Below are 14,997 nucleotides of genomic sequence, written 5' to 3' on the forward strand. Positions count from 1 at the left end.
TACTGTGTTCTAATCTTTTACTCGTATCCAAGTTTGGGTTCGGTAAATAAATGCAAGATATCCTCGGACTTTAAGTTCATTGGAGTTGTCCGGATTTAACCAAATTTTACAACGAAAAGTCATTGCTTGTTCAGGATCAAATAAATGTTTTCCTTTCCATTCTCCGCCACCTTCATGTTTAGCCCCTTTGATAATTGTCATTCCTAAAACAGGCGTATCTTTTAAATCACCTTCACACTTGGTGCATTTGAAATTTTCCTTCCCGTCTTCTAATATTTGTACAACATCACCATACATCTGCCCATCTTTCTCATAAATTTTAATGACCCCTTTTGGTTTCCCGGTGCGATCATCTATTGTTTTCCACTCATCAAAGACAGATTGACTATACCCAAAATTTATTAAAAATATTCCTATAAAAAAAGGCAATAGTTTAAGCTGTTTCATCTTTCTGATTTAGATTATTTCGAACTGCGTTTATCGTTGCATTCAACTCAAAACCTAGCAACAATATATTAGAATTTAACCAAATAAACACCATTAATATTAATAATCCTCCTAAAGCTCCATATAACTCATTATAACGTGCAAATTTCTCTACATAAACCCCAAACAAATAGGAGGTAAAAATAAATAACAAGGTGGTCATTGTAGCACCTGCAGAGAAGAATTTTGCCTGCTTACCTTCAGCCGTTCCAAAATAGTACAATATTGCGGTAGTCAAATAAGACAAAATAATAAAGAACATGACTTTGGCAATCCGTACTCCCATAATATCGGTTTCCTCCAAGTTAGTACCGTATGTTTTTGTGACTAAATCACTGGCATATTCTACAATATAAAACTCAGAATACACAAAAGAAATTGCAGCAACTATTAGTAGAATGGATAATATTAAGCCAACAAAGAGCGCATATAAATATTGTCTGAAAAAATTTCTAGTTAGATTTACGTGGTACGAGTTTTCAAAACCACCAAAGATTGCATTGACACCATTTGCTACTAAAAATATGGAAATAACAAATGTAGAAGACAATAGCCCTCCTCTTTTTTGATCCTTAATTTGGATGAAAATTTCTTCGAAATAATCTCCAGTTGCATTTGGTAAAAATGATTCTAAAAAAGCTAGAAAATCAGCTTCAAAATTTGTCTCTCCATCAATCTGGATATAAGGAATTAAGAAAGGCAATAGACTCAATAAAAATATCAGCAAAGGAAAAAGCGCCATAAATAGGCTGAATGCAATGGCACTGGCTCTTGTAGATAGCGCTCCTTGTATTATTCCCGATAGATACATTTCTATAAGCTCATACAAAGAAAGGCCTTCAAAAGCAGCTAATTTTACCTTTTTTAGCAACCTTGCCAACCAATTTATAACTGGAATCTTATCTATTTTTTCTTCTATTGCTGTAGACATTTATACTGCTTTTAGGCTTAGATCCATATTGTAAACAGAATGTGTTAATGCTCCAGAGGATATATAATTTACGCCACACTCCGCATACTCGCGAATGGTATGTTCATTTATCCCTCCAGAAGATTCTGTTAAACATTGATCTCCTATTAACTTAACAGCAGTCTTGGTATCTTTAAATGAAAAGTTGTCTAACAAAATTCTGTACACACCTTTGGCATCAAGAATTTGCTGTACCTCATTTAAATCACGAGCTTCGACTATTATTTTTAAATCTCTATTTGTTTCTTTTAAATACTGCTTTGTTTTTTCAATAGCTTTCCCTAAACCTCCGGCAAAATCTATATGATTATCCTTTAGCATAATCATATCATACAATGCGAATCTATGATTTTCTCCTCCTCCAATTTTAACCGCCCATTTTTCTAAGGCTCTAATTCCTGGAGTCGTTTTTCTAGTATCAAGAATTTTTGTTGCAGTACCTTCCAATAATTTTACAAAATAGTTTGTTTTAGTAGCAATAGCACTCATCCTTTGCATCGCATTTAAAACCAAACGTTCTGATTTTAAGATGCTTTGAGAACTCCCTGTTACATAAAAAGCTATATCACCATGCTTTACTTTATCTCCATCTTTTAAAACTGTTTCAATTTCTAGATCTTGATCTACATAATGAAATACCTGTTTTGCAAAATCTATCCCTGCAATAATACCAGTATCTTTCACTAAAAGTTTTGCTTTACCTGTTGCTGTAGGAGGTATACAAGCTAGAGAGCTATGATCTCCATCTCCCACATCTTCACGAATGGCATTGGCTATGATTAATTCTATTTCTGTATTGAATTGCTCTTTTGAAATCATCGAAAATTTTTCTTATTTGCTAATTTACTAAATACTTTACTTAGAGAAGACTCCCTATAAATTTATATTCTTTATTCTTAAACGTAAAAATTCTGATTAAATTTGCCCTATGACAATCAAACTTTTAGCCATCGGAAAAACAGACAGTTCTCATCTGTCTCAACTTATTGAAGAATACGAAAATAGACTTAAACATTATATCAAATTTGATTTAGAATTAATCCCAGATATTAAAAACACTAAAAATTTATCTGAAGCCCAACAAAAAGAGAAAGAAGGTGATGCTATTTTAAAAAAAATAACGAACACCGATGTCTTAATCTTATTGGATGAAAATGGAAAACAATTTACTTCTATTGATTTTTCTAATTATTTACAAAAAAAGATGAATTCAGGAATTAAACAACTGGTCTTTGTAATTGGCGGTCCTTACGGTTTTAGTGATGCTATTTACAACAAAGCACAAGGCAAAATAAGTTTATCTAAAATGACCTTCTCTCATCAAATGATTCGTCTTTTTATTGTAGAACAGGTATATAGAGCGTTTACCATTTTAAAAAATGAACCTTACCACCACCAATAGCACCTACTTTTTTCTAACAAATAATGCATCCAACTTACTCAATAACGCATCAAATTTACTTATTTCTTCCTCTTTACTCTCTAAAGACTTTAGCATATTTTCTGACACTTCATTAAGCGCATCTAACTCCGTAACAACACAAGCCACTAGATCTTCCTTATTTTCTATTTTTCGCTCAATTTTAAGCACATGCTGGAGGTCTTTTATATTCTTCATATGTGAAGCATATGCGTGTGACTGATGCCAAGAAATTTCTTTAAGCTTTTGATTCTGACTCGTTGTTTTACTAATGATAGGATTTACAATATAGAATATCTCAAAGAGAATAATAAAAAGAGACAACACAGCCAATTCTATCTCAATGATCATAATCGTTTTTATTTCTTCTTCCGATTCTTTTTGAAATTTAAGAACGATACCATCCATAATACTTAAAAAACTATCCACATGATTTGTTAGCTCAATGACCGGTATTTCAGAAAAATGGTCCACATCATTCAATTTCGAATAGATATAATCTAAATGGGGTTGCAATTTTTTAAACTCGGCTATAATTTCAGCATTTTCAACAGGATAGAAGCCAAACTTTTCATCCCCATTTTGTAAAACTTCATCTGTTCTATATAGTTTAGCCAAGGCTACTTTCAATTCCGAATAATCGCACTCAGAGTACTTACATTCATAGTAATTTTTTAACACTAACTGGCTAAGCATACGTTGTTTACCTGCGACATTGATAACAGCAGCCATACGCTCTTGGTTTCTCAAAGAATATTGAATTATCGATTGAATTAAAACCGTCAGCACAATGATCGTAATGACTAATAAATAATATTTATAAAATTTTTTCACGTACTTAATTTGTGCCTAAACAGTTTTAAAAGAATTTTCCTACAAGATATTTGAAATCTATTTTACCAACAACAAATTGTTGTGAAACACTTGTTTATCGATAGCTAAAGGCTCTAAATAAAAAAAAGTCCAAGAAAAAATTCATTGGACTCTTTAATATATGATCAATTATCTTTAATAAAGAACTCTAAATTTAATGGTGTTTTCTATCTTCTTTAACTCCTTTATCACATCTTTATTATATTCTTTGTTCACATCTGATATAACATAACCTACTTCATTATCTGTAGATAAATATTGTCCTGTAATATTCAATTCATATTCAGCCAAAACTTTATTTACCTTCGCCATAACCCCAGGAACATTCTTGTGAATGTGCAGGAAACGGTGTGATTTATTTTGCTTAGGCAAACGAATATTAGGGAAATTTACAGCATCCACTGTATTTCCTGTATTCATATAATCCATAATTTTATTCGGTACAAAATCTGCTATATTTGCTTGCGCCTCTTCGGTACTACCACCCACATGCGGGGTAAGAATAACATTATCTAGACCTTTAAGTTCAGTTTCAAACTCACCATTACTTCTTGGTTCTTCTGGAAAAACATCTATAGCTGCACCTGCCAATTTACCACTCTTTAAGGCTTTTGCTAACGCAGGAATATCTACAACAAAACCACGCGCTAAGTTTATGAAAATAGCACCATTTTTCATTTGGTTAATTTCTCTTTCCCCTATAAAATTAAGGTTAGCCTTATTGTCATCTATATGTAGGGTTACTACATCTGAAATATTTAATAAGTCTTCAAGGGTATTACATTTTACAGCATTCCCTAAAGCCAATTGATCATTAACATCATAATAATATACACGCATCCCTAAAGCCTCTGCTAAAACAGACAATTGTTTTCCTATGTTACCATACCCAACAATACCTAAGTTTTTACCACGTACCTCTCTAGAATTCGCTGCTGTTTTATTCCATTGTCCTTGGTGTATTTCTGTACTACGCGTAAATACGCTACGCATAAGCATAATAATTTCGCCAATTGCTAATTCTACAACAGAACGAGTATTACTATAAGGAGCATTAAACACTACTACTCCTTTTACTTTACAAGCATCTAAGTCTATTTGGGTGGTCCCAATACAAAAAGCACCAACAACCATAAGCTTATTTGCTGCTTCTAGTACATTTTTAGTTACTTGTGTTTTAGAACGTATACCAAGTACATGTACGCCTTTTATTTTTTCTATTAATTCTTCTTCTGTTAAACTGTGGTTAACGGTTTCTACGGAGAAACCTGCTTCAGATAGACTTTTAAACGCATCTGGATGCACATTTTCTAACAATAACATCTTTATCCTATTTTTAGGATAGGAGATTTTTCTAGGTAAATCGTTCACAAATAAAAATTCATCAAGGTTAGGTGTAATATAATCTGCATTTTTTGCAGCTTTTTCTCGGTGTACATTTTCGGTATACGCAAAAAACTTATGCGCGATTCCTGCTTCTCTCATTACATAATCGCTATAGCCATCACCAATAACTTGAACCTCACCGTCAAGATTCATATTTTTTAGGCAATCTATTTTACCATTATGCATCGCTAAAACATTGGTTTCATCAAAACCAACTATTTTACCTTCTTCATCAAATTTAAACGTATTAGCATATACTCTATCTGAAGGAATGTTATACTCCTTTACAATAGGATCTATAAACTCTTTAAACCCACAGGATATTACATAAATATCATCGGCATAATCTCTAAAAAAGTCCTTATTAGCTTCTATAGATTTTGAGATTTTAGTCTTTAACTCCTCTACTAAAATTGGTAAATCACTTTCGTGAGCATTTAACAATTTAATTCTGCGCTCTAAAGATGTGGTAAACGAAATATCACCATCAATACCTAAATTGGTAATTTCCTGAATTTCATTAATAATTTCTTCTTTATTGGACCTGCCTTTGAGTGTGATTTCCGCTAAAACATCAAGTGCTTCAACCCGCGTTAAAGTACTGTCAAAATCAAATACATACTTTCTTCCTGTTGCAACCATTTTTTGAATAAAATTAAGCCATAAAAGTAAAAATTTATTTGCTCTGATTCTTTGAAATAATACTAAAACTACTATCGAATTAGTAATTGTAACATTTTGATGTAGAATTGTTTTTATGAACCCTATATAATTATCAAAATCGCAATTTATTCTTCGCTCTAAAATATTTTACCTGAGAAATGAAAGTATTTCTTTTGAAAAAGATGCTGTTTTATGCGCTTCATTATGAACTCCTTTGATGATCACAAATTTGCTCTTGGGAATTACCGCATGCAATTCTCTAGGATTCCCATTTTCCAAATCTTTATCTCCTGCTATGATTAACACTTTTGCCTTTATTTTTTTAAGCTCCATTACCGGTGTTACAGGTTGATAAAGCTGTAAATAATGCAATGCTTTTAAATTAGCATGAATAGATGTTGCATAAGCCACTGCTCCTTTTGTTTCTTCTGTTAACACTGCTCCTTCTGCAAATGCATTTGCAAACAAAATACGTCTGTCCCATTCAGGATTCGTAAAATCTAAGCCCATACCGCCTAATACTGCTTTTTTTATTCGCTTATCAGCAGTCAGCCATTTGGCAGTAACAATACTCCCTCTAGAATACCCTACAACACCAAATTTTTTAATTTTCAAATAAGAGATCAATGCTTGTAAATCTTTTACTTCGGCATCCTCTTGATAAAACGCTGCCTCATTTGATGTCTCAGACAACCCATTACCTCTTAAATCTGGAACAATAACCCTATATCCTTTTTCTATAAGTTCCTTTTTCAAAATAGTAGCTTCCCAAGAACTGCCTGAATTTATAAATCCATGCACTAAAACAACCACGCTCCCATTTCCTTCATCTGAATACGCAATTTTCGCCCCATCAAAAGAAGAAAAGAATTGTGTTTGAGCATTTACAATAAATGAAATTTGCAAAAAAAATAAAACAAGAATATATCTCATACTTTTAGAAGCTGTTATACACGATACCTGTTAGAATTGCCATTCCGAAACTCAACAAGGTCCCAATTAGAATGTATTCTGTTAACTCTCTACTATTACTCTCTTTTAAATCATTAAATCTAAAAACCGATTTTGCTGCGATTAGAAAACCAATTACCTCCCAATGGCCTGCAATTAAAAAAGTGAGCACAAAAAAGCGTTCTATTATCCCTATATACATTCCTGCATTGGGCAGAGACTCGTGATCATCTTCAATATGTCTAGACATTCCTTCCAACAGTTTACTGATCACTATTGCTGCAGGAAAACTAACAAAGACAAAAGCTGTAACCAAATTAAGGTCTATTTGATCAATTAACGCAGCAGTATGCTGAAACAAATCTCCATAATAAACACACCCATACAATACTGCTATGTGCAGTACTTGGTCTATAAAAAAAGGAATGCTTTTATTTTTAAAACTTGGTGTGACATAAAGTTTTAACAGGTCTATACCGTAATGCGAAACAGCAATAACAAGGGCTATTTTCCAATAGCTTAAATCCCATAACAACAATAAGGTTAAAGCAAAATGAATTAACGAATGATAGTAGATGTATTTAGATTTTATTTTCTTTTCTTCTTTATCTTTTACCCATTTAGTAGGTTGAAAAATAAAATCTCCTAGCAAATGTGCTAAAAAGAGCTTGGTAAATAACATCATATTATTCTTGTTTAACTATATCTTTATAAAAAGCTAATATTTCTAAAACTAGGTCTAACCTTGCTCTTTTTTGCCTCTGGCTGACTGCCGACTGTTTTATGCCCAATTGATCTGCAATTTCCTGTTGTTGTAAATCTGGGTTTTCTAATGAAAGTGTAATAATTTCCGCAGAAACAACACTCCAATCATCCATAAAATCTAATGCCAATTTAAGTATTAAATTTAATATTTTCTCTAATTTCTCATCGGCAGTAGCTAAGGCTAATTTTAGTTTTTGCTCTTTTAAGGTTTCAAAAATCCGACCTGAATACTGATATGCACTGCCATTAGACTCACTTATTTTGGATCCAACAAAGGTTTCTTCCCCCAAACCAATACCCATACGAACATCTAAACCTTTTATCGTTTTAATTTTAGCCTTAATGAGTATTGCGGTTTTAAGTGCATCAACAATGGAAACCTTTAATTGAAATTCATCGCCTCGAAAAACATCCCAATCTTGTGGCGCGTCTCCTATTTCCGATAGTTGTTTTTTTAAAACCCCCATCCATTCCGAAGCTTTATAATGTTCAGAATTTACAATATCACCTGTTAGTACCGCAATCATATATATAAGTTAAAATGCTAATATACTAAAATATAAGCAAAATAAGTAATAATAAAAAATATAAGCTTAAAAGCTAATATTAAAACCATCTCCTGACATTTTTCAAATATGCACTATACTTAGAACCAAACTTATTAAAGAGCGCTTCCTCCTCAGGAATTATTTGAAAAGCATTCATATAAGAAACAAAACCAGCCGCTATTAAAAAATTAAAGGCATTTTCTAAATATAAACCCCAAGCCAAAAGCGCGAACAACAACCCCAAATACATAGGGTTACGGCTGTAATTATACAATCCTCCCGTGACCAATTGCGTTACATTTTGAGGCTTTATTGGGTTAATAGTCGTATGCTTTTTAACCAATTGAACAATAGCTACCAGTCCAATAATACCACCCAAACCTATTAAAACATATATAAAATAAATACGCCCTGTAAAGTCAAAATGACCGAATGGTAAAAAACGAGCAACACCAAACATTATCAACGCTGCTAAAAGCCAAACTATCGCTGGCGGTAATTTTAAATACATCTGATAAAATATAAACGATTAAAATACTATTTTTGAATTAAATGACATTACACTAAAATGGAAATTGTTTTTGCAACGCACAACAAAAATAAGGTATACGAAGTTCAATTATTAGTACCTGAACATATAAAAATTCTTTCGTTAGAAACTATAGGCTGTTATGATGAAATCCCTGAAACAGCAGATACACTAGAAGGAAATGCTAAAATTAAAGCGGACTTTGTGACCAAAAACTACAAACTCCCTTGTTTCGCTGACGATACAGGTTTACTTGTAGCTAGTTTAAACGGTGCTCCAGGAGTTTTATCTGCAAGATATGCTGGAGCACAAAAAGACTCTGAAGCTAATATGGAAAAACTTTTAGTGGCTTTAAAAAACAAAGAAAATAGAAAAGCTAGATTTGAAACTGTTATTGCATTAAATTTAAACGGACAACAACTGTTGTTTAACGGAATAGCTTCTGGGGAAATTACCCCCACTAAAAGCGGAACTAAAGGCTTTGGCTATGACCCTATATTTAAACCAGAAGGTTACGAAAGCACTTTTGCTGAATTGCCCGTAGAAATCAAAAATAAGATTAGTCATCGCGGAAAAGCAATGAAAAAACTTATTGATTATTTAAACAAAATGGAGAAATAGAAGAATTTCATAAACACAAATATTTATAAATCAGTTTGTTACAAATTAAATAATGTAATTTTAAATTTAATTTATTATCTAATTAATTAGCAGTACCTTTGCAGCTTTAAATAACGCCGCTGGTATAGCATGTGTTGCGCTGAGTCTAAATAGGTTATAAAAAATAATCGCTCTATGCAACAGACATATTTGCGATTAACAATAACATATTATGACAAAATTTGAAGCGTTAGGCCTTAAAAAGTCTATCTTAGACGCTATTACAGACATGGGTTTTGAAACCCCTTCTGATGTACAAGAAAAAGCAATTCCAATATTACTAGGTGAAGATACAGACTTAGTTGCACTTGCTCAAACGGGTACAGGAAAAACAGCAGCATTTGGTTTTCCATTAATTCAAAAAATAGATGCAGATAGTAGAACCACTCAAGGTTTAATATTATCACCAACTCGTGAACTTTGTTTGCAGATTACAAATGAAATGCAATCGTATTCTAAATACGAAAAGAACATTAATGTTGTTGCTATCTATGGTGGTGCTAGCATCACTGATCAAGCAAGACAAATTAAGCGTGGTGCACAAATTATCGTTGCGACTCCTGGTCGTATGAAAGATATGATGAGCCGTGGATTAGTTGACATCTCTAAAATTGATTACTGTATTTTAGATGAAGCTGATGAAATGCTTAACATGGGATTCTTTGAAGATATCAAAGAAATTCTTTCTGACACTCCAAAAGAAAAAAGCACATGGTTATTCTCTGCAACAATGCCAAGAGAAGTAGCTACAATTGCTAAAAAGTTTATGCGTAGTCCACAAGAAATTACTGTGGGAACAAAAAACTCTGGGGCATCAACAGTACAACACGAATATTATGTAGTTAGTGGTCGTGATAGATACCCTGCATTAAAAAGATTAGCAGATACAAATCCTGATATTTTCTCAGTTATCTTCTGTAGAACAAAACGAGACACTCAAAAAGTAGCAGAAAGCCTTATTGAAGACGGATACAACGCTGGTGCTTTACATGGCGATTTAAGTCAAAACCAAAGAGATTTGGTTATGAGTTCTTTCCGTAAAAAACAAATACAAATGTTAGTTGCAACTGATGTTGCTGCACGTGGTATTGATGTTGATGATATTACACACGTAATTAATTATCAATTACCAGATGAAATAGAAACCTACACTCACCGTAGTGGTAGAACTGGTAGAGCTGGTAAATCTGGTATCTCAATGGTTATTATTACCAGAAGTGAACTTAGAAAAATTAAAGCTATAGAGAATAAAATTGGTCAAAAATTCATCACAAAAAATATTCCTAGCGGAATGGAAATTTGTGAGATTCAATTATATCACTTAGCAAACAAAATAAAAGATACTGAGATCAACGAAGAAGTTGAATCTTATTTACCTGCAATAAATGATGTCTTTAAAGATATCGACAGAGAAGAGCTTATTAAGAAAGTAATTTCAGTAGAATTTACACGTTTCTTTAATTACTACAACAAAACTAGAGATTTAAATTCTGGAAACTCTGACCGAGGAGATAGAGAAGAAAGAGGCAGCAATACTGGTAGTGGTGAAATACCTACTAGTGGTTCTGTTCGTTACTTTATCAATGTTGGAGAAAAAGATGAATACGATTGGATGTCACTTAAAGACTTCTTAAGAGATACTTTAGAAGTAGGTCAAGATGATATTTTTAAAGTAGATGTTAAAGAAAGTTTCTCTTTCTTTAACACTGATGCTGCAATAACTCCTAAAATTTTAGAGACTTTTAAAGACTTTAAGGTTGATGGTAGATTTGTAAATGTTGAGATTTCTAGCAACCCAGGTGGTGGCGGAGGTCGTGGAGGAAGAGATCGTAACCGCAGTGGCGGTGGCGGTGGAAGAGATCGTAATCGCGGTGGCGGTGGCGGCGGAGGAGACTTCAAAAAACGCAGATCTTCATCATCAAGAGATGGTGGTTATGGAGGTAGTTCTGAAGGAGGATCATCTAGAAGAAGATCTGATTCTGGTTCAGGATCTAAATCTGGTTCACGTAGTGGAAGTAGAGAATCTAGTAGCGGCAGCAAAAGCAAACGCAGAAGCGGCTTTTTCTAGTCTAAAATTTAGTTAATTTCATATTAAAAAATACGCTTCGGCGTATTTTTTTGTTTTGTTTAGTATTTTAGGCCTTTCTTTGTCAAACGTAAGAATCACCATAAATACTGCACTATTGCATTTTTTAAAGTGAATTACATCTGACGCATTTAAATATTTATTTTCAGATGAAGAACAACCTTATTTATATATTTTTATTTGCCTTTGTTACTATTGGATTTTCTCAAGAGACTCAGGAAAAGAACGAATTCTTAAAAGCTATTGTGGTAAACGCACAGGACGGCTCTTTAATGGAAAGCGTACATGTTGTAAACTTAAATCAAGTCGTAGGAACCATTACCAATGAAAAAGGAGAGTTCAACATCCTAGCCATGGCTAATGATACCTTATACTTTAGCTATTTGGGTTTTAAATCTCAAAAAGTTCGTGTCACCAATGACATGTTAAAGTTCAAGAATACAAAAATCACCTTAACAGAACTTGCATATGCCCTTGAAGAAGTAATCGTTACCTCATATGATTTAACTGGTTACTTAGAAATCGATGTTAAAAACTTACCTTTAAACGATTCTTATCAATATAGCATTTCAGGATTAAATACGAGTTATGAAGCTGGTAAAAAAAATCCGAGTGCCGTAACCAAAGTTCTAGGGGCTATTCTAAACCCCGCAGATTTATTGCGGAATTTATTCGGCAAAAAGCCGAACCAAATGAAAAAGCTTAGAAAAGTTAAAGAAGATGATGCCATTAAAGATTTATTGGCTTCTAAATTTGACCGAGAAACGCTAATGGAACTATTGCATATTGAAAAAGTAGATATTGAAGACATCTTAAACAACTGCAATTATTCTAAATCTTTTATTGCAACCGCAAACGATTTGCAAATTCTAGATGCTATTAGCGGGTGTTATGAAGATTACAAAGTCTTAAACCGTAAAAAATAGTGATTTTTAATACCTAAGCATTCTAAATAAATTTTCTATTTTCATTATCATTTTATAGCTTTAACGAAAATAAATAATAATGAAAAAAGTCCTGCTATTGCTATTAGGATTTGTTCTTTTCATCTCTTGTAAGGAAGAAAAAAGCACCCCTAAACCTGAACAATCAAACACACCTAAAAATAGCATAGTTACTCCTAAAAAAAATCCTTTCGTTTGGGAAGGAGCTAATATTTACTTTTTACTTACCGATCGTTTTAACAACGGAGATCCTACCAATGATGTAAACTTTGAAAGAACCGAAGAAACAGGTGTTCTAAGAGGTTTTATGGGAGGAGACCTAAAAGGAATCACGGCAAAAATAGAAGAAGGCTATTTTACAAAACTAGGCATCAATGCCATTTGGTTTACTCCTGTTGTAGAGCAAATTCATGGTGCAACAGACGAAGGCACTGGCAATAGTTATGGTTATCATGGTTATTGGACTAAAGATTGGACTGCACTAGATCCTAATTTTGGTACGCGAGAGGACTTAGAAGCAATGGTAAAAACTGCACATGAAAACGGAATACGCGTTTTAATGGATGTTGTTTTAAACCATACCGGTCCAGTAACAGCTATTGATCCTGTTTGGCCAGAAGAATGGGTACGCACAGCACCTACCTGTACTTTTGAGAATTACGAAACAACCACAGCCTGTACATTAGTAAAAAACTTACCAGATATTAAAACAGAAAGTGATGAAGAAGTAGCACTACCCGATCATTTATTGGCCAAATGGAAAGCAGAAGGTAGGTTAAGTTCTGAATTGGATGAATTAGATTTATTCTTTAAACGCTCTGGTTGCTCCAGAAGCTCAAAAGCCTACATTACAAAATGGTTGACAGATTATGTAAATGATTTTGGAATTGATGGTTTTAGGGTAGATACTGTTAAACACGCTGACGAAAGTGCTTGGAATGAACTTTACAAACAAGCTTCTATTGCTTTTGATACTTGGAAAAGGAAACACCCAAGTGCCGTTTTAGATAGTAATCCATTTTATATGGTAGGTGAAGTTTATAATTATGGTATTTCCAGTGGTCGCGAATATGATTTTGGAGATAAAAAAGTAGATTATTACAATTACGGATTCAAAAGCTTAATCAATTTTGAACTTAAGAGTGATGCTAAAAAAGACTACGAGACCATTTTTAAAAAGTACAACACCTTATTACAATCAAAACTATACGGCAAAAGCGTAGTAAATTATTTAACATCACATGATGATGGGCAGCCTTTTGACAAAGAACGCCTAGATCCTTACCATGCCGCGAATGTATTATTACTTACTCCTGGGGCTTCACAAGTGTATTACGGGGATGAATCTTCACGAAGCCTAACCGTAGAAGGTGCACAAGGTGATGCTACATTACGCTCGTTTATGAATTGGAATGAAATAGACAGCTTACCTGAAACAAAAAAAATACTGACCCACTGGCAAAAACTAGGTTCTTTTAGAGCAAAACATCCTGCAATTGGGGCAGGTACACATAAAATGCTTTCCAAAACCCCTTATGTTTTTGAGAGAACCTACGCAAATAATGAATACAAAGACAAAGTAGTCATTGGCTTAAACCTCCCCAAAGGAAAGAAAACACTTAGCGTAAAAGGATTCTTTGGTGACGCAACTAAATTACGAGAAGCCTATTCTAACACCCTTCTTGTGGTCAATAAAGGTAAAATTGAATTAGACAACGAGTTTGATATAGCCCTCCTAGAGTTGGTAGAATAAATAGTATGCTAAAATTTTACTAAATAATCAATACCATTTTCATAAATACGCTTCCTTTACTCCCTGTTTCATTTTAGTGTACAATGCATATTAAAAGACGCGTGTTTATTAAGAATCTTATTTTAGGGCTTTTAGGGGTTGTTGGGTTCATCTATCTCGATAGTTTTTGGATAGAAAAATACATCATTGATTGGAATACACATGATCTCAGCGATGCTACAAAAGCTAAAATAAAGATTATTCAGTTGTCTGATTTGCACTTAAAAGAGATTAAATATTTTCATAAGACAATCGCTGAGAAAATCAATACAGAAAAACCAGATATTATTGTATTTACAGGAGACACCATATCCAGAAGAAATACTTACCATATTTTAGAACAACTCTTAGATCTTATTGATCCTAACCTCTTAAAAATAGCTATTCTTGGCAATAAAGAATATGATGCACGGGTAGATCTGGACACTTTAAAAGCAACTTTTAAAAAGTACAACGGTATTGTTCTTATCAATGAGCACTATGTTTTCAAGAAAGCAAATAGAGCTATAAACATCGTAGGAATTGATGATTTTTTACGCGGCAAACCCGATTTTTTAAAAGCAATTCATAATATCGATAAAAAAATCGAAACAATAGTTTTAAACCATTGTCCTGCTTACACGGATGTTATTGACACCTTGAATATTGAAGAAAACATAAACATTAAACTCGTACTCTCGGGGCATACCCATGGAGGACAAATTACTTTTTTTGGCATTCCATTTTACACCCCTGGAGGAAGTGGAAATTACCTTAGAGGTTGGTATAAAAAAACGACTACAAAAATGTATGTTTCTAAAGGTATCGGTACCACAGTACTTCCGATTCGTTTTTTTGCTAGAGCAGAGGCCTCAATATTTTATATGGGGGCTTCACACCCCAATACCTCCCGGTAGAGTTCCTGATTTATCGTACTGTCGGACA

Annotated in this window: 15 protein-coding genes; 6 read left to right on the forward strand and 9 right to left on the reverse strand. The window is 33.3% G+C overall.

Features of this window, described 5'->3' with window-relative positions; translation table 11 throughout:
* Positions 1 to 9: 9 nt before the first annotated feature.
* Genes GQR94_RS00165 through nadC form a run of 3 tightly spaced genes read right to left on the reverse strand, consistent with a single transcriptional unit; the run spans position 10 to position 2,275 of the window.
* Complete coding sequence (locus GQR94_RS00165; RefSeq protein ID WP_158973431.1) at positions 10 to 447, reverse strand: DUF2147 domain-containing protein; 438 nt, start codon at positions 445 to 447, stop codon at positions 10 to 12.
* On the reverse strand, positions 434 to 1,417 hold the full coding sequence (locus GQR94_RS00170) for a YihY/virulence factor BrkB family protein (RefSeq protein WP_158973432.1): 984 nt from the start codon (positions 1,415 to 1,417) through the stop codon (positions 434 to 436). The genes GQR94_RS00165 and GQR94_RS00170 overlap by 14 nt, the downstream gene beginning before the upstream one ends.
* Positions 1,418 to 2,275, reverse strand: coding sequence for a carboxylating nicotinate-nucleotide diphosphorylase (gene nadC / locus GQR94_RS00175; RefSeq protein WP_158973433.1), 858 nt, complete (start codon positions 2,273 to 2,275; stop codon positions 1,418 to 1,420).
* Between the two features lie 109 nt (positions 2,276 to 2,384).
* Here nadC and rlmH point away from each other — a divergent pair, with 109 nt between their 5' ends.
* Positions 2,385 to 2,858 (forward strand): 23S rRNA (pseudouridine(1915)-N(3))-methyltransferase RlmH, encoded by a 474-nt coding sequence (gene rlmH, locus GQR94_RS00180; RefSeq protein ID WP_158973434.1) that lies wholly within the window; start codon positions 2,385 to 2,387, stop codon positions 2,856 to 2,858.
* Positions 2,859 to 2,861: 3 nt separating this feature from the next.
* On the opposite strand, the gene GQR94_RS00185 is transcribed toward rlmH, so the two are convergent.
* The 6 genes from GQR94_RS00185 to GQR94_RS00210 form a co-directional block, all read right to left on the reverse strand.
* Positions 2,862 to 3,710: a type IV pili methyl-accepting chemotaxis transducer N-terminal domain-containing protein gene (locus GQR94_RS00185; protein WP_370458265.1), complete on the reverse strand. Its 849-nt coding sequence runs from the start codon at positions 3,708 to 3,710 to the stop codon at positions 2,862 to 2,864.
* Positions 3,711 to 3,884: 174 nt separating this feature from the next.
* Positions 3,885 to 5,777 carry a phosphoglycerate dehydrogenase gene (serA, locus tag GQR94_RS00190; protein ID WP_158973436.1) on the reverse strand — a complete coding sequence of 631 codons (1,893 nt, stop codon included), beginning with the start codon at positions 5,775 to 5,777 and terminating at the stop codon, positions 3,885 to 3,887.
* Positions 5,778 to 5,945: 168 nt separating this feature from the next.
* Entirely contained in the window at positions 5,946 to 6,731 is a 786-nt protein-coding gene (locus tag GQR94_RS00195) for an alpha/beta fold hydrolase (RefSeq protein WP_158973437.1), read from the reverse strand.
* A gap of 4 nt (positions 6,732 to 6,735) precedes the next feature.
* Positions 6,736 to 7,434 (reverse strand): DUF3307 domain-containing protein, encoded by a 699-nt coding sequence (locus tag GQR94_RS00200; RefSeq protein WP_158973438.1) that lies wholly within the window; start codon positions 7,432 to 7,434, stop codon positions 6,736 to 6,738.
* A gap of 1 nt (position 7,435) precedes the next feature.
* Entirely contained in the window at positions 7,436 to 8,041 is a 606-nt protein-coding gene (locus GQR94_RS00205) for a SatD family protein (RefSeq protein WP_158973439.1), read from the reverse strand.
* 79 nt (positions 8,042 to 8,120) lie between these two features.
* A complete protein-coding gene (locus GQR94_RS00210) occupies positions 8,121 to 8,573 on the reverse strand; it encodes an isoprenylcysteine carboxylmethyltransferase family protein (RefSeq protein ID WP_158973440.1) in 453 nt (150 codons plus the stop codon).
* 57 nt (positions 8,574 to 8,630) lie between these two features.
* Here GQR94_RS00210 and GQR94_RS00215 point away from each other — a divergent pair, with 57 nt between their 5' ends.
* The 5 genes from GQR94_RS00215 to GQR94_RS00235 all read left to right on the forward strand — a co-directional run bounded on the left by GQR94_RS00215 (position 8,631) and on the right by GQR94_RS00235 (position 14,969).
* Positions 8,631 to 9,212, forward strand: a complete 582-nt coding sequence (locus GQR94_RS00215; protein WP_158973441.1) for a non-canonical purine NTP diphosphatase — start codon at positions 8,631 to 8,633, stop codon at positions 9,210 to 9,212.
* Positions 9,213 to 9,423: 211 nt separating this feature from the next.
* The gene (locus tag GQR94_RS00220; protein WP_158973442.1) at positions 9,424 to 11,319 is read left to right on the forward strand and encodes a DEAD/DEAH box helicase; all 1,896 of its coding nucleotides are present in this window, start codon (positions 9,424 to 9,426) and stop codon (positions 11,317 to 11,319) included.
* Positions 11,320 to 11,486: 167 nt separating this feature from the next.
* Positions 11,487 to 12,263, forward strand: a complete 777-nt coding sequence (locus GQR94_RS00225) for a carboxypeptidase-like regulatory domain-containing protein (RefSeq protein ID WP_158973443.1) — start codon at positions 11,487 to 11,489, stop codon at positions 12,261 to 12,263.
* A gap of 79 nt (positions 12,264 to 12,342) precedes the next feature.
* Positions 12,343 to 14,034 (forward strand): alpha-amylase family glycosyl hydrolase, encoded by a 1,692-nt coding sequence (locus tag GQR94_RS00230; RefSeq protein WP_158973444.1) that lies wholly within the window; start codon positions 12,343 to 12,345, stop codon positions 14,032 to 14,034.
* Positions 14,035 to 14,117: 83 nt separating this feature from the next.
* Complete coding sequence (locus tag GQR94_RS00235; RefSeq protein WP_158973445.1) at positions 14,118 to 14,969, forward strand: metallophosphoesterase; 852 nt, start codon at positions 14,118 to 14,120, stop codon at positions 14,967 to 14,969.
* Positions 14,970 to 14,997 lie beyond the last annotated feature (28 nt).

Origin of the sequence: Cellulophaga sp. L1A9, assembly GCF_009797025.1 — a bacterium.
In the GTDB taxonomy this organism is placed as follows: domain Bacteria; phylum Bacteroidota; class Bacteroidia; order Flavobacteriales; family Flavobacteriaceae; genus Cellulophaga.

Coding starts and splice junctions, on each gene's coding strand:
- GQR94_RS00235 (WP_158973445.1), top strand. CDS start 14,118: ATGCATATTAAAAGACGCGTGTTTATTAAGAATCTTATTTTAGGGCTT.
- GQR94_RS00200 (WP_158973438.1), bottom strand. CDS start 7,434: ATGATGTTATTTACCAAGCTCTTTTTAGCACATTTGCTAGGAGATTTT.
- rlmH (WP_158973434.1), top strand. CDS start 2,385: ATGACAATCAAACTTTTAGCCATCGGAAAAACAGACAGTTCTCATCTG.
- GQR94_RS00220 (WP_158973442.1), top strand. CDS start 9,424: ATGACAAAATTTGAAGCGTTAGGCCTTAAAAAGTCTATCTTAGACGCT.
- GQR94_RS00205 (WP_158973439.1), bottom strand. CDS start 8,041: ATGATTGCGGTACTAACAGGTGATATTGTAAATTCTGAACATTATAAA.
- GQR94_RS00210 (WP_158973440.1), bottom strand. CDS start 8,573: ATGTATTTAAAATTACCGCCAGCGATAGTTTGGCTTTTAGCAGCGTTG.
- serA (WP_158973436.1), bottom strand. CDS start 5,777: ATGGTTGCAACAGGAAGAAAGTATGTATTTGATTTTGACAGTACTTTA.
- GQR94_RS00230 (WP_158973444.1), top strand. CDS start 12,343: ATGAAAAAAGTCCTGCTATTGCTATTAGGATTTGTTCTTTTCATCTCT.
- GQR94_RS00170 (WP_158973432.1), bottom strand. CDS start 1,417: ATGTCTACAGCAATAGAAGAAAAAATAGATAAGATTCCAGTTATAAAT.
- GQR94_RS00195 (WP_158973437.1), bottom strand. CDS start 6,731: ATGAGATATATTCTTGTTTTATTTTTTTTGCAAATTTCATTTATTGTA.
- GQR94_RS00225 (WP_158973443.1), top strand. CDS start 11,487: ATGAAGAACAACCTTATTTATATATTTTTATTTGCCTTTGTTACTATT.
- GQR94_RS00165 (WP_158973431.1), bottom strand. CDS start 447: ATGAAACAGCTTAAACTATTGCCTTTTTTTATAGGAATATTTTTAATA.
- GQR94_RS00215 (WP_158973441.1), top strand. CDS start 8,631: ATGGAAATTGTTTTTGCAACGCACAACAAAAATAAGGTATACGAAGTT.
- nadC (WP_158973433.1), bottom strand. CDS start 2,275: ATGATTTCAAAAGAGCAATTCAATACAGAAATAGAATTAATCATAGCC.